General features: G+C 67.2%; 16 protein-coding genes. 7 read left to right on the top strand and 9 right to left on the bottom strand.

Annotation, left to right across the window (positions count from 1 at the left end):
• Positions 1-119 precede the first annotated feature (119 nt).
• On the top strand, positions 120-1,739 hold the full coding sequence (locus DSD28_RS04480) for a dihydroxyacetone kinase subunit DhaK (RefSeq protein ID WP_119255457.1): 1,620 nt from the start codon (positions 120-122) through the stop codon (positions 1,737-1,739).
• Between the two features lie 9 nt (positions 1,740-1,748).
• On the opposite strand, the gene DSD28_RS04475 is transcribed toward DSD28_RS04480, so the two are convergent.
• The 5 genes from DSD28_RS04475 to DSD28_RS04455 all read right to left on the bottom strand — a co-directional run bounded on the left by DSD28_RS04475 (position 1,749) and on the right by DSD28_RS04455 (position 7,488).
• Positions 1,749-2,402: a glutathione S-transferase family protein gene (locus DSD28_RS04475; protein ID WP_119255154.1), complete on the bottom strand. Its 654-nt coding sequence runs from the start codon at positions 2,400-2,402 to the stop codon at positions 1,749-1,751.
• Positions 2,403-2,477: 75 nt separating this feature from the next.
• Entirely contained in the window at positions 2,478-3,596 is a 1,119-nt protein-coding gene (locus DSD28_RS04470; protein ID WP_245424746.1) for an ABC transporter permease, read from the bottom strand.
• Positions 3,596-4,741, bottom strand: a complete 1,146-nt coding sequence (locus DSD28_RS04465) for an ABC transporter permease (protein ID WP_245424745.1) — start codon at positions 4,739-4,741, stop codon at positions 3,596-3,598. The genes DSD28_RS04470 and DSD28_RS04465 overlap by 1 nt, the downstream gene beginning before the upstream one ends.
• On the bottom strand, positions 4,738-6,501 hold the full coding sequence (locus DSD28_RS04460; RefSeq protein WP_119255153.1) for an ATP-binding cassette domain-containing protein: 1,764 nt from the start codon (positions 6,499-6,501) through the stop codon (positions 4,738-4,740). Before DSD28_RS04460 ends, DSD28_RS04465 begins: the two co-directional genes overlap by 4 nt.
• Positions 6,502-6,507: 6 nt before the next feature.
• On the bottom strand, positions 6,508-7,488 hold the full coding sequence (locus DSD28_RS04455; protein WP_119255152.1) for an efflux RND transporter periplasmic adaptor subunit: 981 nt from the start codon (positions 7,486-7,488) through the stop codon (positions 6,508-6,510).
• 114 nt (positions 7,489-7,602) lie between these two features.
• Between DSD28_RS04455 and DSD28_RS04450 the strand changes: the two genes are divergently transcribed.
• Together DSD28_RS04450 and DSD28_RS04445 are read left to right on the top strand one after the other, a co-directional pair.
• Entirely contained in the window at positions 7,603-8,280 is a 678-nt protein-coding gene (locus DSD28_RS04450) for a CerR family C-terminal domain-containing protein (RefSeq protein WP_119255151.1), read from the top strand.
• Between the two features lie 87 nt (positions 8,281-8,367).
• Positions 8,368-9,666, top strand: coding sequence for an alpha/beta fold hydrolase (locus DSD28_RS04445; RefSeq protein ID WP_119255150.1), 1,299 nt, complete (start codon positions 8,368-8,370; stop codon positions 9,664-9,666).
• 9 nt (positions 9,667-9,675) lie between these two features.
• Here the strand turns inward: DSD28_RS04445 and DSD28_RS04440 are convergent, their stop codons facing one another.
• Positions 9,676-10,206 carry a hypothetical protein gene (locus DSD28_RS04440; protein ID WP_162911251.1) on the bottom strand — a complete coding sequence of 177 codons (531 nt, stop codon included), beginning with the start codon at positions 10,204-10,206 and terminating at the stop codon, positions 9,676-9,678.
• 316 nt (positions 10,207-10,522) lie between these two features.
• Positions 10,523-11,416 (bottom strand): DMT family transporter, encoded by an 894-nt coding sequence (locus DSD28_RS04435; RefSeq protein WP_119255454.1) that lies wholly within the window; start codon positions 11,414-11,416, stop codon positions 10,523-10,525.
• A 222-nt stretch (positions 11,417-11,638) separates the two neighbouring features.
• On the opposite strand from DSD28_RS04435, the gene DSD28_RS04430 reads away from it, so the two are divergent.
• On the top strand, positions 11,639-13,192 hold the full coding sequence (locus DSD28_RS04430; RefSeq protein ID WP_245424744.1) for a phospholipase D-like domain-containing protein: 1,554 nt from the start codon (positions 11,639-11,641) through the stop codon (positions 13,190-13,192).
• Here the strand turns inward: DSD28_RS04430 and DSD28_RS04425 are convergent.
• Positions 13,090-14,022: a lysylphosphatidylglycerol synthase domain-containing protein gene (locus DSD28_RS04425; RefSeq protein ID WP_119255147.1), complete on the bottom strand. Its 933-nt coding sequence runs from the start codon at positions 14,020-14,022 to the stop codon at positions 13,090-13,092. The two genes, DSD28_RS04430 and DSD28_RS04425, sit on opposite strands and share 103 nt — an antisense overlap.
• Positions 14,023-14,103: 81 nt before the next feature.
• Here DSD28_RS04425 and DSD28_RS04420 point away from each other — a divergent pair, with 81 nt between their 5' ends.
• Entirely contained in the window at positions 14,104-14,829 is a 726-nt protein-coding gene (locus tag DSD28_RS04420) for an endonuclease/exonuclease/phosphatase family protein (RefSeq protein WP_119255146.1), read from the top strand.
• Between the two features lie 11 nt (positions 14,830-14,840).
• Here the strand turns inward: DSD28_RS04420 and DSD28_RS04415 are convergent, their stop codons facing one another.
• Positions 14,841-15,620, bottom strand: coding sequence for a helix-turn-helix transcriptional regulator (locus DSD28_RS04415; protein WP_245424761.1), 780 nt, complete (start codon positions 15,618-15,620; stop codon positions 14,841-14,843).
• A gap of 332 nt (positions 15,621-15,952) precedes the next feature.
• Here DSD28_RS04415 and DSD28_RS04410 point away from each other — a divergent pair, with 332 nt between their 5' ends.
• Entirely contained in the window at positions 15,953-17,926 is a 1,974-nt protein-coding gene (locus tag DSD28_RS04410; protein WP_119255144.1) for a TonB-dependent receptor domain-containing protein, read from the top strand.
• Between the two features lie 57 nt (positions 17,927-17,983).
• Entirely contained in the window at positions 17,984-18,280 is a 297-nt protein-coding gene (locus tag DSD28_RS04405; RefSeq protein WP_119255143.1) for a DUF2218 domain-containing protein, read from the top strand.
• The last annotated feature ends 6 nt before the right edge of the window (positions 18,281-18,286 follow it).

Genomic DNA, 18,286 nt, shown 5'->3' with positions numbered 1-18,286 from the left:
TTGTCCTCATTCCAGGCGAACCGCGACGGTGCGCCTGCGGAGAGGATTAAATGGGTTCGGCCGTTAAATCCATGGCCGCGTCGGGCCTTGCGGCCCGCGTTTCATTTTGGGAGTTCGCCATGTCGCAGTTCATCAACCGGCGCGAGGACGTCGTCACCGAGGCCATCGACGGGGCGCTCGCGCTTTCCGGCGGCACGCTTGCCCGCCTCGACGGCTATCCGCATATTCGCGTGGTGCTGCGCAGTGATTGGGACAGGTCGAAGGTAGCGGTCGTCTCCGGCGGCGGCTCGGGCCACGAGCCGGCCCATGCCGGCTTCGTCGGGCGCGGTATGCTGACGGCCGCTGTCTGCGGCGACGTCTTCGCCTCGCCGAGCGTCGATGCGGTGCTCGCCGGCATCCTTGCCGTGACGGGACCGGCCGGCTGCCTGCTGATCGTCAAGAACTATACCGGCGACCGCCTGAACTTCGGCCTCGCCGCCGAGCGGGCGCGGGCGCAGGGGCTCGACGTCGCCATGGTCATCGTCGATGACGACATCGCCCTGCCGGACCTGCCGCAGGCGCGCGGCGTCGCCGGCACGCTCTTCGTCCACAAGATCGCCGGGGCGCTCGCCGAACGCGGGGCCGACCTCGAAAGCGTGGCGGCGGCGGCAAGGCGGGTTGCGGCGGCAACGCGCACGATCGGCCTGTCGCTCGGCACCTGCCGGGTGCCGGGTTCGCCACGTGAGGAGCGCATTCCCGAGGCCAAGGCGGAGCTCGGCCTCGGCATCCATGGCGAGCCGGGCGTGGAGCAGATCGATTTTGCCGGCGCGCGGGGCGCCGTCGCGGTCATGGCGGAGCGCCTTGCCGCCGCGATGGGCGAGGGGCCGCATGTGGCGCTGATCAACAATCTCGGCGGCACCTCCGTCCTCGAAATGTCGGTGCTGGCGCATGACCTTTTCGCCTCCCCGCTCGGCGCGCGCATCGCGCATGTGGTCGGTCCCGCGCCGCTGATGACCTCGCTCGACATGCAGGGTTTCTCCCTCTCCGTCTTCCCGGCGGATGCGGCGGAGCTAGAATTGTTGAAGGCACCGGTCGCGATGCCGGCCTGGCCGGGCCTTTGCGAGGTATGGCCGGTCGCGGTCGTGGCCCTGCCGTCGGGTCTTGCGCCGGTTGCCCCGGCGCCGTCCGAGGATGCGGCCACGCGCGCCTTCCTCGTCGGCTGCTGCAACGCGCTGATCGCCGCCGAGCAGGACCTCAATGCGCTCGACGCCAAGTCCGGCGATGGCGACACGGGATCGACGCTGGCGGGCGCGGCCCGCGCGCTGATAGCGGCCGTGGATCGCCTGCCGCTTGCTGACGCGAGCAGGCTTCTGAGCGCCATCGGACAGGAACTCGGCCAGACGATGGGCGGGTCCTCCGGCGTGCTGCTGGCGATCTTCTACGCCGCGGCCGGCGATGCGGCTTCGGGCGGCGCCTCGCTGCATGGTGCACTTCGCGCCGGGCTTTCGCGCATGCAGGAAGTGGGCGGCGCGCGGATCGGCGACCGCACGATGGTGGATGCGCTTTCCCCGGCGCTGGATGCGCTGGGCGCCGGCCTGCCCGCCGCTGCGGCCGCGGCGCGCAAGGGGGCGGATTTCACCGCGACGCTGACGCGGGCGAAAGCCGGCCGCGCGACCTATGTCAACGCGCGGCAGCTCGAAGGCCATGTCGATCCCGGCGCGGAGGCCGTCGCCCGGCTCTTCGCGCATCTTGCCGGCTGAGCTGTCGTTTCAGTCTCCCGCCGAGGCAGCGGCGAAGACGGCGCGCTGGGCCTCGAAGGCGCGCCGGTAGGCCGGGCGCGCCTGGCCCCGGGCGAGATAGGCGGCAAGGTTCGGATGGTCGTCCAGAATGTCCGACCAGGCGAGCCGCATCAGCACCGAGACCATCAGGAGATCCCCCGCGCTGAATGCGCCTTCGAGCCATTCCGCCGCGCCGAGATGTGCGGAAAGCTGGCCGAGCCGGGTGCGCACGCGTCCTTCGAGAACGGCGCGATGCTCAGCATGCCACGTCTTGCCGCGCTCTTCGCGCACGGCGGTCTCCAGTTCGACGATCGGCGGCTCCATGGTGTTCAGCGCGGCGAATATCCAGGTGATGGCGCGCGCCCGGGCCTTCGCCTCGCGGGGCAGCAGGCCGGCATGGCGCTCGGCGATATGGAAGACGATCGAGCCGGTTTCGAAGAGCGAAAGCCCGTCCTCCTCGTAGGTCGGGATCTGCCCGAAGGGATGAAGGGCGAGATGGCCGGGCTGCTTCATCGCCTCGAAGGAAAGCAGGCGGACATCGTAAGGCTGGCCGACCTCCTCCAGCGCCCAGCGGACGCGCATGTCGCGGGCGAGCCCCCTGCCGCGGTCGGGGGATCGTTCGAAGGCTGTGATGGTGATCGTCATCGGTGTTCTCCCTGGCTTGTGCATGGAAGACGGATGGCGGGGCGGGATTCCGACAGGCCGCCCGCGAAATCCGAACTAGTTCAGCCGGTGGCGGAACATCCACGCGGCGATCGGCATGGTGACGGCGGCGATGGCGACGAGGGCGAGCATGTCGGGCAGAAGATCCGTGAAGCGGCCGCCTTCGAGATAGACGGCGCGGGTGATGCGGATCGCGTAGGTCAGCGGGTTGATGACGGTCACGTATTGCAGGACCGCGGGCATGTTCTCGGTCGGCGACATCAGGCCCGAGAGCAGCATGAAGGGCATCAGGAAGACGAAGGCGAGGATCATCGCCTGCTGCATGTTGCCGGCAAGCGAGGAGAGGAAGAGGCCGAATCCGATGGCGGCGGCAAGGAACAGCGCAAGGCCCGCATAGAGCGTGAGGAAGGAGCCCGCGAAGGGAATGCGGAACCAGAAGAGCGCGACGAGCAGGATCACCGAGGCCTGCGTGATGCCGACGAGCATGGAGGGCACGGCCTTGCCGATCATGATCTCGGTCGGCGTGAAGGGCGCCACCAGAAGCTGGTCGAAGGTGCCTTCCTCGCGTTCGCGGGCGACCGACATGGCGGTCAGCATCATCGTCATCATCATGGTGATCGTGCCGATCAGCGAGGGGATCATGCTCCAGCGGGTTTCCAGTTGCGGATTGAACCAGGCGCGCGTCGAGACCTTCACCCCGGCGGGCGCGACGCCTTTCTCCGAAAGCCAGGCGGCGGCGAAATCGCCGATGATGGCATTGGCATAGCCCTCGGCGATGCCGCTGGTGTTGGAGTTGCGGCCGTCCGCGATCACCTGGACGGGGGCCGGCGCGCCGGCCTCGAGGCCCCGCTCGAAGCCGTTGCCGATGACGACGACGACCAGCGCGCGCCGCGCGTCGAGAAGGGGGACGGCCTGATCGATCTGCGCGAACGTGCCCTGGCGCTGGAAGATGCCGGAGCCCTCCAGCTTCCCGACGAGCGTCACCGAGGCGGCGCTGCGGTCCTGGTCGACGAGGACATAGGGCACGCTGTTGAGGTCGTAGGTCGCGGCATAGCCGAAGATCAGGCATTGCAGGATCGGCGGCAGGAAGAGGCTCGCCCGGCTCTTCGGGTCCTTCAGGATGACGAGCAGTTCCTTGCGGATGAGCGTCAGGATGCGCAGGAGGGACATCGGCATCAGGCGATCCTCTTGCGGGTGAGGCGCACCGAAAGCGTCAGCAGCGCCGCCGCCATACCGGCGAGCACGGCGGCGTTGGGCAGGATGACGCTCCAGTTGTTGCCGGAAAGGAAAAGGGTCTGCAGCAGGGTCACGAAGTAGCGCGCCGGAAAGATGTAGGTGATCATCTGGACGATCCAGGGCATGCTGCGCGGATCGTACATGAAGCCGGAGAGCATCATGGCCGGCAAGAAGGTGAGCAGCACCGTCACCTGGCTGGCGACGAACTGGCTCTTGGTCGCCGAGGAGATGACGAGGCCGAGCCCCAGCGCGACGAGCAGGTAGAGCATCGACACGATTGTGAGGATGACGAGCGAGCCGCGCAGCGGCACGCCGAACAGCAGCTTGCTGCCGACGACGCAGAGCGCAAGGCCGATCAGCCCGAGGGCGAAATAAGGCACGGTCTTGCCGAGCAGGATCTCGGCCGGGCGCACCGGCGTCACGAACAGCGCCTCGAAGGTGCCGCGCTCCCATTCGCGGGCCATCACCAGCGCGGTGAGGAGGGCGCCGATCAGCGTCATCACCAGCACGATCAGCCCGGGCACGAGGAAGTAGCTGCTGTCGTTGGCCTCGTTGAACCAGAGGCGCGGCTCGACCGTGACGCCGCCTGCCGCCGCGCCGTTGCGCCCGGCCTCCTTGGCCGCCCAGACGGCGACCGCGCCCTGCGCGTAGCCGAGCGAGATGCGCGCCGTGTTGGCATCTGCGCCGTTGATGATGACCTGCACCTCGGCGGTGCCGAGATCGATGCTGCGGGCGAAATCGGCGGGGATGCGCACGATGGCCCGCACCTCGGCGCTCATCAGCATCTTCTCGGCCTCGTTCATCGTGCGCACGCCGCGGGTGGAGAAATAGGGCGAAAGCTCGAAGGCCGCGGCAACGCCCCGCGCCGGCGCGGAGCTTTCCTCCATGAGGAGCGCGACGGGCACGTTGCGGACATCGAGGTTGATGCCGTAGCCGAACAGGATAAGCAGCGTGACGGGCATGACGATGCCGATCGCGATGCTGCTGAAATCGCGCAGGAGCTGGCGCGTTTCCTTGCGGATCAGGGCCCGCGTTCGCCGCAGCAGGCCCGCAAGGCCGCCGGCCATGGCGCGGGGGGCGCTCATGCGGCCTTCTCCGTGCGCTTGCGGCGTTCCCGCTCGACGATGGCGATGAAGGCATCCTCCATGCCGGGCGCGGCGCCGGCTGCGGTGCCGGCCTGCTCACGGATGTCGACCGGCGTTCCCTCCGCAAGGTTGCGGCCGGCATCGAGGATGATCACCCGGTCGCAATATTCCGCCTCCTCCATGAAATGCGTGGTGACGATGACGGTCACGCCCTGTTCGGAAAGCGCGGTGATCCGGCCCCAGAACTGGCGGCGGGCGAGCGGATCGGCTCCGCTCGTCGCCTCGTCGAGAAACAGGATGTCGGGCTCGTGCAGAAGCGCGGCCGCCAGCGCAAGGCGCTGCTTGAAGCCGCCGGGGAGCTGCCCGCTCGGCAGGTCGCGGAAGCGGTCGAGATCGAAGGCCGCCTTCAGCGTGGCGATCCTCTCCTTCTTGCGGCCGCCCCGCAGCCCGTAGGCGCTGGCGAAGAATTCGAGGTTCTCGTCGACCGTCAGCTGGCCGTAGAGCGAGAATTTCTGGGCGACGTAGCCGAGGCGTTCGCGCGCCTTCGCGCCGGCCTTGAGGAGATCGGCGCCCGCGACCTGCAACGCCCCGGAGGTGGCGGGCAGGAGGCCGCAGAGCATGCGGAAGGTCGTGCTCTTGCCCGCGCCGTTCGGCCCGAGAAGGCCGTAGACCTCGCCGCGCCGCACGCTGAAGCTGACATGGTCGACGGCGGTGAAATCGCCGAACATCCGCACGAGATCGCGCACCTCCACGACCTTTTCGCCCGCCGGTTGCCCGGAGCCCGCCGCGAGCGTCGCCTGGTCCACATGCTCCCGTTCCCCCGCGACGCGGTCGAACAGCATCATGAAGGCATCCTCGAAGCGGGCCTCAGTCGGCTCCGTTTCGAGGGGCAGCCCTTCGAGCGCCAGCGGTTCCTCCATCTGCTCGCGCCGGCGCACCACGCGGACGCGGCCCGCTTCCGGCACGGCATCGACGACGCCGGGAAGCGCGAAGAGGCGCGCCTGCAACGAGCGGGCCGGCACGCCGTCCGGCCCCCGGACAAGAAAGCAGCAGCCCTCCGCCTTCGCCGTAATTTCGGCCGGCGGGCCTTCGTCGAGGATCTTCCCCGCATGCATCAGCACGGCATGCTCGCAGCGCTCCGCCTCGTCGAGATAGGAGGTGGCGACGACGACGGAGAGGCCATCCTCCCGGATCAGCTTGAACACGATCTCCCAGAGTTCGCGTCGCGACAAAGGGTCGACGCCGACCGTCGGCTCGTCCAGCAGCAGCAGTTCGGGCGCGCGCACCAGCGTGCAGGCAAGGCCGAGCTTCTGCTTCATGCCGCCGGAAAGCTTGCCGGCCGGCCGCGCCTTGAACGGGCCGAGCTGCGTCATCTCGAAGAGGCGGGGATAGATCGTCCGGCGCTCCGCATGGGAAACGCCGTGCAGGTCGGCATAGAGGTCGAGGTTTTCCTGCACGCTGAGGTCTTCGTAAAGGCCGAAGCGCTGCGGCATGTAGCCGATCCTGTCCTGCACGGCCTGCGGGGCGGCGGTCACGTCGAGGCCGACGACCTCGAGGCTTCCGCCGTCCGGGGCGATCAGCCCGCTTGCAAGCCGCAGAAGCGTGGTCTTGCCCGCGCCGTCGGGGCCGATAAGCGCCGTCAGCGTGCCCTTGCGGATCGCGAGAGAGATGCCGTCAAGCGCCTCCACGGTCTCCTTCGTTTCCCGCTGGAAGCGCTTGCTGAGGTCATGCGCGGCGAGACAGAGCGGACGATCCTCCATGGCGGCTCATCCTTCCTTCCCTGGCCGGACGGTGGCGGGCATGCCGAGGCGCAGCACGTTGTCGGGGTCGTCGACGAAGACGCGCACCTCATAGACGAGGCTTGTGCGCAGTTCCTCGGTCTGCACGGTCTTGGGCGTGAATTCCGCCACAGAGGAGATGAAGCCGATCCAGCCCGGGATCGTGCGGCCGGGCAGGGAATCGACCAGCACTTCCGCCTTCATGCCGGGCTTGATCCGGCCGAGCTGCATGTCCGAGACATAGGCGCGCACCCATTTCGGGCTGTTGGTGGCCAGCGAGAAGGCGGCGCGCGTCGGCGAGGCCATCTCGCCCGGCTCGATCAGCCGGGAGCGCACGGTCGCATCGGCCGGGGCCTTGAGGTCGGTATCGTCGAGTTCCGCCCTCAGGAACGCGACCTGCGCCTCGGCGGCCCGCAACTGGGCGGCGGCCTGCTGGATGTCCTCGGCGCGCGTGCCGGCGACGAGGAGGTCGAGCGCCTTGCGGCTGGCATCTACCTTCGCCTCCGCCACCGCCGAGGCGGAGCGGGCATTGTCGAGCGCCTGCTGGCTGACGGCGGCGCGGGGAACGAGCGCGCTCTGGCGCTCCAGTTGCAGGCGGGCATTGGCCGCTTCCGCCTCGGCGGCGGCGAGATTGGCGCGCGCCTGCGCGATCTCCTCCGGCCGGTTGCCGTTCTTCAGGCGGGTCAGGTTCGCCTGTTGGGCCTCGACCTGCGCCACGGCCTGGTCGATCTGCGGACGGATCCTGCCGGTGTCGAGCCGGGCGATGACCTCGCCTTTCTTCACGGCCGCGCCTTCCTCGACGAGCACCTCGGCGACCGGCCCGTTGCCGTTGAAGGCGAGCGTCACCTGGCGGAAATCGACATTGCCGTAAAGGACGAGCTCGGCCGGGCCGCTGTCGCGGTGCCGGTACCACCAGGCGCCGGCGGCAAGGGCGGCGAGAAGGAGGACGATGAGGAGGATGCGCTTCATGCCGGTTCGACTCCGCGGGTGCTCTGGGGCGAGCCTTTCCAGCTAAGGACGATCGGAAGGGATTGTCAAATCCAAATTTGAAATCTAGATTTGAATTCTGAAAGGGAGACCGACATGGCGCGAGGCGCAAGACGATCGTCTGTCTCCGGCCCGCGGCCGGATGGCGCCGCCACGCGCGCCAGCCTGCTGGAGGCCGCCGGGCCGGTCTTCGCCGAGCACGGTTTCGACCGGGCGACCGCCAAGGAGATCGCGCTCCGCGCCGGGGCGAATGCGGCGGCGGTCAACTATCATTTCGGCGGCATCGCGCCGCTCTATGCCGAAGTGCTCGCCGAGGCGCATCGCCGCCTCGTCAACTATCAGGCGCTGGCGCGCGCCGCGTCGGTCGACACGGACCCGAAGGACAGGCTGCGGCGCCTGATCGGCCTCCTCGTGCGCGTGGTGCGCTCGCAGGGCGATGCCTCCTGGCCGGCGAAGCTGATCGCGCGCGAGCTCGTCTCCCCGACGCCGCATTTCGAAAGGCTGCGGCGCGAGGAGCTGGAGCCGAAAAAGGCGCTGGTCTTCGGCGTCATCGCCGAGATCATGGGCGTTTCCACCGATCATCCCCTCGTCGCCCAGGCCGCCCTTTCCATCATGGCGCCCTGCTTCATGCTGCTGATCGCCGAAAAGCGCCTCTCGGAAGTGATGCCCCCGCTCGGCCGCGGCCATGTGAGCAACGAGCGGCTCGCCGCCCGCCTGGCGGCCTTCGCGCTCGGTGGTATCGCGCAGCTCGCGTCGGGCGAGGGCGAAGCTTGAGGGCATTGCCAACACGGTGGCCGACCTGCTTTAGGTGCTGCTCGATTCCGGTTGCGTCAGCGCCGTGCACTGAAGGAGGACTTCTCCATGATCGTTTCCGAATACACCATTCCCGGCCTCCATGTGCGCGACCATGTCGTGAGGGTGCCGCTCGACTGGTCGAAGCCCGCGGGCGAGACCATCGAACTCTTCGCCCGCGAGGTGGTCGATCCGGCCCGCAAGGACGAGACGCTGCCGCTCCTCTGCTTCCTGCAGGGCGGGCCGGGCGGCAAGTCGCCGCGCCCGACGAAGGGCAGCCCTTCCTGGCTCGCCAGGGCGCTGAAGACGCACCGTATCATCCTGCCTGACCAGCGCGGCACCGGTCGGTCCACCCCGGTCGATGCGGCGACCATCGCCCATTTCGACGGCGAGGCCGGCGCCGACTATCTCGCCTGCTTCCGCGCCGATTCCATCGTCGACGACCTCGAACATCTCAGGAAGACCGTTTTCGGCGGCGAGCACTGGCAGACGCTCGGCCAGAGCTATGGCGGCTTCCTGACACTGACCTATCTCAGCCGTGCGCCGGAAGGCCTTTCGGCCTGCTATGTCGCCGGCGGCATTCCGAGCCTCGATCCTTCCGCCGAGACGGTCTATCGCCATACCTATCCGCGCGTGCGCGCCAAGAACGATTTGTTCTACAAGCGCTATCCGGGCGATCGGGCGCTGGTCGCCCGCATCGCCGATGTCCTTGAAGCCAATCCGGTGATGCTGCCCGATGGCGACCGCCTCTCGGTGCGCCGCTTCCAGAGCCTCGGCCTCGACCTGGGAATGGGGCCGGGCCACGAGAATATCCACTGGCTGCTCGACGAGGCCTTCGCCGCGCCGGATCGCCTCTCCGACCAGTTCCTCGGCTCGGTGATGCATCAGACCGCCTATAGCGGCAATCCGCTTTTCGCCGCGATCCACGAGGCGATCTACGGACAGGGCGAGGGGGCGACCGGCTGGGCGGCCGAGCGGCTGCTCGGCGAATTCCCGGAATTCGACGCCAGGGCGCGGCCGCTCCTCTTCACCGGCGAGATGATCTATCCGTGGATGTTCGAGGAGATCGCCTTGCTGCGGCCCTTCCGGGCCGCTGCCGAGGCGCTTGCCCGCCGCCCGCGCCACAGTCGCCTCTACGACAGGGCCCGCCTGGCCGAGAACGCCGTGCCCGTCTCGGCGGTCGTCTATCATGACGACATGTATGTCGATGCCGGCCTCTCGCTGGAGACGGCCCGTACTGTCGGCAACGTGGATATCTGGATCACCAACGAATTCGAACATGACGGCATCCGCCAGTCGGCTTCCGTCTTCGAACGGCTCGTCACGATGGTGGCGGAAAAGGGCGGCCCGCTGAAGGCGGGTCGTTAACCGGTCCGATCAGAGGAAGGGTGAAAGCGCGGCCGGGATGCCGAGAACGATGACGAGGCTGAGAAGGACGGCGGTCGCAAGTTTCAGGCGATTGCGTTTGCGCGTCGTTTCACCGGTCCAGTCATAGGCCATGGTCGTCCCCTCATAGGCATGCGATCCGCACGTGAATCTGCGGAAACGCAAATCTGCCTCGCTCGCCGGCACAAGGCAAGTCTCCTGTCCTTCGGCAAGGGAATGGTGAGGACCCGGGAGCGCCTCGTATCGCTCGACCGGGTCCCTGCGTGACCGATGCGGCTTGGGCATCACATCGGGCCGCGCAGCTTGTAGGAAAGGAACGGACGGCGCCCGGCTTTCCACGCGTTCACGGCAGCGGGCATGGGCTTCCTTGAGGATGAGGCGGGCGCGGTAGGCGCTGAGCGGCGCGGGCTCGTCGGCAAGCCGGTGTGCCTCGATCTGCCTGTCGATATCGCGTATCGCGCGGGCGAGACGGTCGGCGGGCGCGTGGTCCCGGAAGGGGCGACGGAGGCGCTGGTGGGGCATGGTCATTCCTCGAATCGGGCTCCATCATGGAGCGGCGCCAAGGTACCGCCTCGTCCGGTCGATCCCACCTACCGGCGATTGCGAGCGGCGCATTGGTATGCGGCCCGTAAACCGGCAGGGAAGGATTTTAATCGAATTTTCATCATCTGCGTTGTGCCGGAAAAGCGCGGGCGAGAAAGACGCATGGTCTGTCCCGTAGACGGACAGCATGCCTCCTCCGCCCCCCGAACGGGATTGGCCCGCCCCATGTTCCCCGGCAGGTGTGCTGCAATTCTTTGGTGCCGGTCGCGGGCTTGCGGAAAGCCGACGACGGCTGTCAGCGAATGAAAATGAGCGCCATGCCGATGACGACGAGGGCCGCGCCCGCCCAGGCGCCGCCGGCGGGCCGTTCGCCGGTGCGCAGCCACAGCATCGGCAGGATCATGACGGGCGAGGTGGCCGAGAGGGTCGAGACGATGCCGACCTTTCCGCCGGAAAGCGCAAAGAGCAGCAGCGTCATGCCCATCGCCAGCGCGAGAATGCCGGTCAGCGCGGTGAGGACCGCGATCTTCAGCGTCAGCGGTCCCTTCGGCTTGACGGAGGGGATGGGCAGCTGGATCAGGATGCTGAGGCAGAAGGCCGCCACGCCGACGCGCATGAGCGAGGCGAGGAAGGGATCGATGCCCGTCTCCATGACGGGACGGGCGATGATGGAGCCGATCGCCTGGCCCGTCGCCGCGCCGATGCCCAGCAGCACGCCGATCCAGAGCGGCCCCTTGACCGTTTCCCACTGGTGGATCTGCGCCCGCCGCTTGCCGAAGAGAATGGCGAGGAACACGCCGGCCGCCGTCAGCGCGATGCCGGCGATCGCAAGCGGCGGCAGGGATTCGCCGAGCACCAGCCAGCCGAGCAGGGCGGCAATCGGTGCGTTGAGCGCGAAGAGAATGCCGGAGCGGCGCGGGCCGACGCGGTTGAGCGTCGCGAAGAGCAGCGTATCGCCGATGAAGATGCCGATAAGGCCGGAAAGCAGAAGGGGACCCGCATTGGCCATGTCGAGTTGATGCCACGCCCCGCTGGCGAGCACATAGAGCGCCAGAAGCCCCGTGACGAAGATCTGGCGGGCGCGGTTGAAGGCGAGCGCCCCGAGATGGCCGGCGGGCCCCGCCGAGATCAATCCGGTAAAGGCCCAGCAGGTCGCGGCGCCGAGGGCGGCAAGTTCGTGGATCGGCATCTGGTTCCGCCCGGTGAGGTGCTTTGCGGCGAGGATGCCGTCCATCCCGTTAAAGCGCGATCAGGCGGCTCCCGTCCAGAGCCGTTTCCGGCAATCAACAGCGGCTTCGTGCGGCACCCGTCGGCCGGGTGCGGAACCAAACGCTCTTCCGGGGATTTTGATCGCGCGAACCAGTGACGTCAGCAAACAAGGCGGCAGAGAGTGCAAAGCGAAGGGTTTCCGTTGACCGGGGCAGCAACCAGCATGCCTTCCTCCATCATCCAGCCCGGCCGCAACGCCTGGCGTGTTGCGAGCGCAGACAGGCTGAGCGTGCTCGTCGACGGCGAGGCCTATTTCGAAACGCTGGAAAGCGCGCTGGAACAGGCGCGGCAGGAAGTCTGGATCGTCGGCTGGGATTTCAATCCCGACATCCGCCTGCGGCCCGGCGATCCGCAATCCCCGACGCTCGGCGCCTTTCTGCTGCGGCTCGTCGAAGAGCGGCCGGCGCTGACGATCCGCGTGCTGGTCTGGGCGATGGGGCCGGTCTATTCCGGCAAATCGCTGAAGATGTTCCGCAAGCGCCGCTGGTCGTCCCACCCGCGCATCATGCTGGCCTTCGACAGCCGCCATCCGCTGCGGGGATCGCACCACCAGAAGCTCGTCGTCATTGACGACCAGGTCGCCTTTGTCGGCGGCATCGACCTCACGGCCAAGCGCTGGGATACGAGCGCCCACCGCGCCGAAGATCCCCGCCGCACGATGCCCTCGGGCAAGCGCTACGAGCCGGTGCACGACATGCAGGTGGGGCTGGAGGGCGAGGCGGCCCGGCTTGCCGGCGACACGGCGCGCCATCGCTGGCTTCTCGCCACGGACGAGGCTGTCCCGGCGCTGAAAATCCCGGCCGATATCCGTCTCGACGGGCAGGTCGCCGACATGACGGCGGTCGGCGTCGCCTTCGCCCGCACGGAGCCGGCGATCCGCGGGCGCGAGGGCATCGCCGAGGCGGTGGAGCTCACCATCGCGGCCCTCAAGGGCGCCCGCCGCCAGATCTATATCGAAAGCCAGTATTTCGCCTCGGTGCGGGTTTGCGACGTGCTGTGCGAAAGGCTTGCCGAGCCGGATGGGCCCGAGGTCGTCATCGTCTCGACCCTGAGTTCCCACGGCATGATCGAGCGTCTGGTGCTCGGGGCCAACCGCGACCGCTTCATCCGCCGCCTTGCGCAGTGCGACCGGCACGGGCGGATGCGCGCCTTCTATCCCGTCGTGCCGAAGGCCGACGGTTCGGAGCAGGAGATTATCATCCATTCCAAGCTGGTCATCGTCGACGATGCCTTCCTGCGCATCGGCTCCTCCAATCTCAACCAGCGCAGCGAGGGAATGGATACCGAGCTGGATATCGCCGTTGAGGCGCAGACCGATACGGAGCGGCGCGGTATCGTCGCGTTGCGCGACCGGCTGCTGGCCGAGCATCTCGATGCGGATGCCGGGACATTCGGCGCTGCCGTGCGCGCGGAAGGGCGTCTCGGCACGGTGATCGATGCTTTCAATGGCAAGGCGCGGGGGCTGCGGCCGTTCCGCGACGCGAAGGGCGGCCGGGCGACGGCGCCCGTTCCGGGCACCGCGCTCGTCGATCCGGTGGCGCCCTGGTGGCCGCTGTCCGGCTGGTTTGCCGGCTGGCGGGCGCTGCCTGGCCGTCAGCCGGGATTCTTGCGCAGGGCTTCCTCGCCGTTGGCATCCAGCAAGGCTTCGCTGGCGAGCAGGCAGACCACCCCGAGCGGAAGCGGAATGAAGAAATAGGCCGCCCGGAACGCGATCAGCGCGCCGATCGAGGCCGAGCTCCCGAGAAGAAAGACGATCGCGGCCTCCATGACGCCGAGCCCGCCGGGCACGTGGCTGACGAGGGCCGTGAGGTTGCCCATCACATAGGCCGCCGTCGTTTCCATATAGCCGCCGTCACCGTTCAGGAGCTGGTGAAGGCACGCCGCGACGAAGGCGAAATTCGCCGTGCCGACAGCCAGTTGCAGGGCCGCCAGCCCCGGCGAAGGCAGCGCGAAGCGCCAGTGCCGGACACGCAGCTCGCTGCGCAGAAAGGCGGCAAGCGCAAGATAGACGGCGCCGACTGCAAGGCAGGCAAGGCCGAGCGCCAGCGAGGCGGCCCTGCCGAGACCCGCCACCTTGCCGGCGGTGCCGGGAAGCAGGATGAGGCAGATGCCCGCGAGCACGATCAGCCCGAGGCCGACCGTCACCCCGCAGAAGACGATCAGCTTGGCGATCTCCTCCGTATCGAGGCCCCAGCGCCTGTAAAAGCGGTAGCGCACCGCGCCGCTGCTGAGCGCCGCGATGCCGACATTGTGGCCGATCGAAAGGCTGGTGAAGGAGGCGAGCGCCGCCTGCCGGTAGGGGAGCGGCTTGCCGACATAGCGCAGCGCCAGAAAATCGAAGAAGGTCAGGCAAACATAGGAGCCGGCCGAGAAGGCGAGCGCCAGGGCGAAATTCATCTTCGGGATCGCGGAAACGGAGTTGCGGATATCCTCCCAGGAATATTGGCTGAGCGTCCGGTAGACCAGCCAGCCGGCGACGAGAACGGCGCCGGCGACGGCCGCGTGGAGAATATGGGTGCGTTTCATGCGTTTTCCTTCAGTTCGAGGGAACGGAACGAAAACAACGCCTTCCGTGTTCCAATGGCGTCTGGGGCTTGAGAGGAAGGCATGGGAAGACGACTGCGACTGGTGACCTACAACGTGCATAGCTGCTTCGGCACGGACCGGCGGCTCGATCCCGGCCGCATCGCCGAGGTGATCGCCGAATGCGAGGCAGATATCGTCGCGTTGCAGGAGGTGGATGTCGCGCGGGCGCGCAGCGGCGGCATCGACCAGGCCGAAAGCATCGCGAAGCACCTGAGCATGGTCTCGCATTTCCATCCCGCGCTCCATCTCGAGGAGGAGCGCTATGGCGATGCCCTGCTGACGGCGCTGCCGACGCGGCTCGTGAAGGCCGGGGGGCTGCCGTCCCGTGGGGAGCCGCGCGGCGTGCTCTGGGTGGAAGTGCCGGCAGGCGAGGTGAGGCTTCAGGTCTTCGTCACCCATCTCGGCCTTCTCGGCGCCGAGCGCGTGCGCCAGACCGAGGCGCTGATCGGGCCGGACTGGCTCGGCGCGCCGATGCCCGGGGATGCGCGCATCCTCTTTGCCGGCGACCTCAACGCGGTGACGCGCTCGGCCTCCTACAAACTTCTCGTGCGGCGGCTGAAGGATGCGCAGGTCGAGGCCGGCGGCCGGATCCGGCCGACCTTCCCATCGCGCTTCCCGCTCCTGCGCCTCGACCACATCTTCGTCGGCGAGGGGGTCAGGGTCCACCGCACGGCGGTGCACGACACCCCTCTCGCCCGTCGCGCCTCCGACCACCTGCCGCTATGGGCCGATCTGGAGATCGAATAGCCTTCGGTGCTTTACGGCTGCCTGCTGTTACGGACCTGCTTGGGCGTCAGCCCGTAGGCCTTGCGGAACGCGGTGCTGAAGCTGGAGACGTGGTTATAGCCGGCGAGATAGGCGGCGGTGCCGACCGGAACGCGCTCGTTGGCAAGCGCCGCCCGCGCCGTCTCCAGCCGCTGTTCGCGCACGAAGTCGAAGACCGTCACGCCGAAATGCTCCTTGAATCGACGCTGCACGGTGGAGGGGCTGGCGCCGACCTCGCTGGCGATCAGGTCGATGGTAAGGTCCTTGCCGAGATTGCCCAGGATATAATCGCGGGCGCGTTCACAGGCCCTGAGGCTGAGGAAAGAGGGAGCCGGCGGGCTCTCCATCTCCTCCGCCATCATCGCCAGGCAGGATTGCCACATGATGTCGAGCCCCTGCGCCCTCAGATAAAGGGAGCCGAGTTCGCCTTCCAGCAGCGGCGGGGGATGCACGATCTTTTCCGCGAGCTGCAGGATGTGTTGCCCCGGCTCGAAGGAGAAATGCGCCAGATGCCGGGCGAAGAAATCGTGCAGCGGCTTCGTCGGCACGCGGTCCTCCGTCTCCATCAGGCGACTCAGCCACGGCCGGGGCGCGGCGATCATGACCTTGCGCAGCGGCGCGCCGCTATTGGTGATGAAGCGCAACGTGCTGTGCTGTGCGACGTTCAGCATGAAGACCAGCGGCATGCGTCTTTTGCCGGTGCCGGCCTCCAGCCGGAAGGGGACGTCGTCGATGACGAACTGCTGCTGCCCCTCCAGCACGATCATCAGCATGAATTTTGGCCAGATCGTCTGCTCGCCCGTATAGGGCGTGCAATTCGGCACATTCTCGACGGAACCGACGAAAAGTTCTTCCGGCGTATACAGCATGGGATGGCCCTGAAGTCAGAATTCGATTGGTTCGGGTGCTGTGCGGCTATGCCGTTTCTGCGTAAATTTTTGACATTTCGGACAAAACCTTTCGCGTCGACAGAGGGGCGGGTGCTCCCTAATACATGAGTTCAGAAATCATGTTTATGCCCTTCCCTCGCGGGTGACAAGTCCGCCGCCCGAAGCGAAGGCAGGGGGCTTTCCCGCCCCTTCGATCGACCGGCTGGAGTACCGAGATGAAATTCACCCGCTTGATGCCGCTTGCCGGCGTTTCCCTGCTCGCTTTGTCTTCCGCCCTCCACGCCGAGGAGAAGAAACAGGAGGAGGTGACCGTGCTCGATACGATCACCGTCATCAACCAGGGCCGCGACAACGTGGTCGCCACGGGGGGCACGGTCGTCTCGGAGGACGAACTGGAGAAGCTGAAGCCGGCCAATGTGTCCGAGCTGTTCTCGCGCCAGTCCTCCATCACGGTATCGGGCGGTGGCGGGCCGTCCAAGCGCATCCACGTCTTCGGCATGGAACAGTCCAACCTTGCAGTGACTGTCGACGGCGTGCCGCAGACGGCGACGAGCTGGCACCATACGGGCTCCAGCGTCATCGACCCCGCCTTCCTCAAGCGCGTCGAGGTGGAAGCGGGCGCGGCCGCGGCCGATTCCGGCTTTGCCGCGGCGGCCGGCGCGGTGCGTTACGAGACGGTCGGCGCGAAGGACCTGCTGGAGGACGGCAAGGATTTTGGCGCGCGGATCGGCACTTCGGTCGGGACCAACGGCAGCGGCGTTTCGGGCAGTGCGGCGGCCTATGGCCGCGTCGGCGACTTCGACTGGTTCGTCATGACTCACGGCCAGAAGGGCAAGGACTACAAGGACGGCCATGGCGACGTCGTGAAGGGCACGGAACCGGCCGCCCGCAACATCCTCGCCAAGCTCGGCTACGAGATCGAGGACAACCGCTTCGAACTCGGCTACGAGCGCAGCCGCGACAAGGCGGATCGCCTGATCAAGATGAACATGGGCTTGGCCGGCGATGAGCTGCACCCGCTGGAGGTCGCCCGCGACACCGTCAAGCTGACCTACAGCTCGACCGCCCCGACGGATCTCTGGGATCCCGAATTCATGCTGTATTACAGCCAGAACGACTACTGGCGGACCAACTACCAGAACCGCACGAACGGCAACATGATCCTCAACGAGGACCTTTACGGCGGCAAGATCCAGAACACCTTCACGATCGATTCCGGCAAGATCACCGCCGGCCTCGATTTCGGCCAGCACGATTACCACACCGACAATTACGGCAACAATAACCGCCGCTACCGCGACTTCGACACCACGCAGGTCGGCGTCTTCACGCAGGGCCGCTTCGAATTCGACAACGGCTTCAACGTCTCGACCGGCGCGCGCTACGACACGCACCGCTTTAACGACTGGGACGACAAGCGCTTCTCCGACAGCGGCGCGAGCGTGAACGCGACGGTCGCCTACAAGTTCACCGAGAGCTTCGAGGTCTTCGCCGGCGCTTCGCGCACCTGGCTCGGCTACGTCATCGGCGATTACGGCTATGTCCATGCGCGCGACAACGCGTTCTACACCGACCCGTCCTTCGACACGGGCTCGGCGAAGAACTTCAAGGTCGGTGCGAATTTCGGCGGCGAGGACTGGAATGCCGGGGTGACGCTGTTCGACACGCGCATCAACGGCCTGCCGAACTACGACGCGCCCTCGCTCAACAACGATCCGAACGAATACCGCAGCCGCGGCGTCACGCTCAATGCGAGCTATACATGGGAGGAGACCACCTTCGGCGCGACCTTCACCCATGCCAGGGTGACGGCGGGCGGCAAGTCGGCCCTGCCGAACAGCGGAACCTTCATGCCGGTCGGCGACATGGCGACCTTCTACATCGACCACGCCATCCCCGACTACAACATGAAGGTCGGCACGACCGTGGCCTGGGCCGGCAAGATCTCCGACGCGCTGGCGACGGCGAGCGGCTTCTACGACCAGCCGTCCTATACCGTGGTCAACATCTATACCGAATGGACGCCGCCGTCCTATGAGAACGTCACCCTGCGTCTCAGCGTCGATAACCTGTTCGACAGGAAGTATTTCGAGCGGTCGAGCTATGCCACGAGTTCGAACCGCGGTGGCATCGATCCGGTCTACGCGGCGGGCCGCACGATCACGCTGCATGCGGGCGTGAAGTTCTGATCTCCCGATCCCTGCCGCTTCGGCGGCAGGGGTTCTCGTGTTCTGAAAGGATAGTCCGTGCAGGAATCCGTCGCCTATCTCGAAACCGCAAGCGGCCGGAAATATCTGGTGCAGCTTTGCAAGCATTTTGCCCACAAGATCGCCGTCACCTATACGGAGAGCCGTGGGGACTGTCGCTTTCCCCGCGGCGAAGCCATTCTCGAGGCAGACGAGAGCGGCCTCAGCATGGCCGTGAGCGCGGCGGACGAGGAGGGGCTCGCCCAGACGCAGGCAATCATCGAATCCCATCTGCTGCGCTTCGCCTTCCGCGAGAAGCTGGAGGCGCTCGACTGGCGGCAGGCAAAGGCCGCCTGACCTTTT

The organism is Shinella zoogloeoides (assembly GCF_003574625.1).
Classification (GTDB): Bacteria; Pseudomonadota; Alphaproteobacteria; order Rhizobiales; family Rhizobiaceae; genus Shinella; species Shinella zoogloeoides_A.
The sequence above is the reverse complement of the archived record's forward strand: the minus strand, read 5'-3'. Positions and strand labels throughout refer to the sequence as shown.

Bases quoted from the DNA above. Each gene is read 5' to 3' on its own strand.
- DSD28_RS04480 (WP_119255457.1), top strand. From the start codon at position 120: ATGTCGCAGTTCATCAACCGGCGCGAGGACGTCGTCACCGAGGCCATC.
- DSD28_RS04475 (WP_119255154.1), bottom strand. From the start codon at position 2,402: ATGACGATCACCATCACAGCCTTCGAACGATCCCCCGACCGCGGCAGG.
- DSD28_RS04470 (WP_245424746.1), bottom strand. From the start codon at position 3,596: ATGCCGATGTCCCTCCTGCGCATCCTGACGCTCATCCGCAAGGAACTG.
- DSD28_RS04465 (WP_245424745.1), bottom strand. From the start codon at position 4,741: ATGAGCGCCCCCCGCGCCATGGCCGGCGGCCTTGCGGGCCTGCTGCGG.
- DSD28_RS04460 (WP_119255153.1), bottom strand. From the start codon at position 6,501: ATGGAGGATCGTCCGCTCTGTCTCGCCGCGCATGACCTCAGCAAGCGC.
- DSD28_RS04455 (WP_119255152.1), bottom strand. From the start codon at position 7,488: ATGAAGCGCATCCTCCTCATCGTCCTCCTTCTCGCCGCCCTTGCCGCC.
- DSD28_RS04450 (WP_119255151.1), top strand. From the start codon at position 7,603: ATGGCGCGAGGCGCAAGACGATCGTCTGTCTCCGGCCCGCGGCCGGAT.
- DSD28_RS04445 (WP_119255150.1), top strand. From the start codon at position 8,368: ATGATCGTTTCCGAATACACCATTCCCGGCCTCCATGTGCGCGACCAT.
- DSD28_RS04440 (WP_162911251.1), bottom strand. From the start codon at position 10,206: ATGCCCCACCAGCGCCTCCGTCGCCCCTTCCGGGACCACGCGCCCGCC.
- DSD28_RS04435 (WP_119255454.1), bottom strand. From the start codon at position 11,416: ATGCCGATCCACGAACTTGCCGCCCTCGGCGCCGCGACCTGCTGGGCC.
- DSD28_RS04425 (WP_119255147.1), bottom strand. From the start codon at position 14,022: ATGAAACGCACCCATATTCTCCACGCGGCCGTCGCCGGCGCCGTTCTC.
- DSD28_RS04420 (WP_119255146.1), top strand. From the start codon at position 14,104: ATGGGAAGACGACTGCGACTGGTGACCTACAACGTGCATAGCTGCTTC.
- DSD28_RS04415 (WP_245424761.1), bottom strand. From the start codon at position 15,620: ATGCTGATGATCGTGCTGGAGGGGCAGCAGCAGTTCGTCATCGACGAC.
- DSD28_RS04410 (WP_119255144.1), top strand. From the start codon at position 15,953: ATGAAATTCACCCGCTTGATGCCGCTTGCCGGCGTTTCCCTGCTCGCT.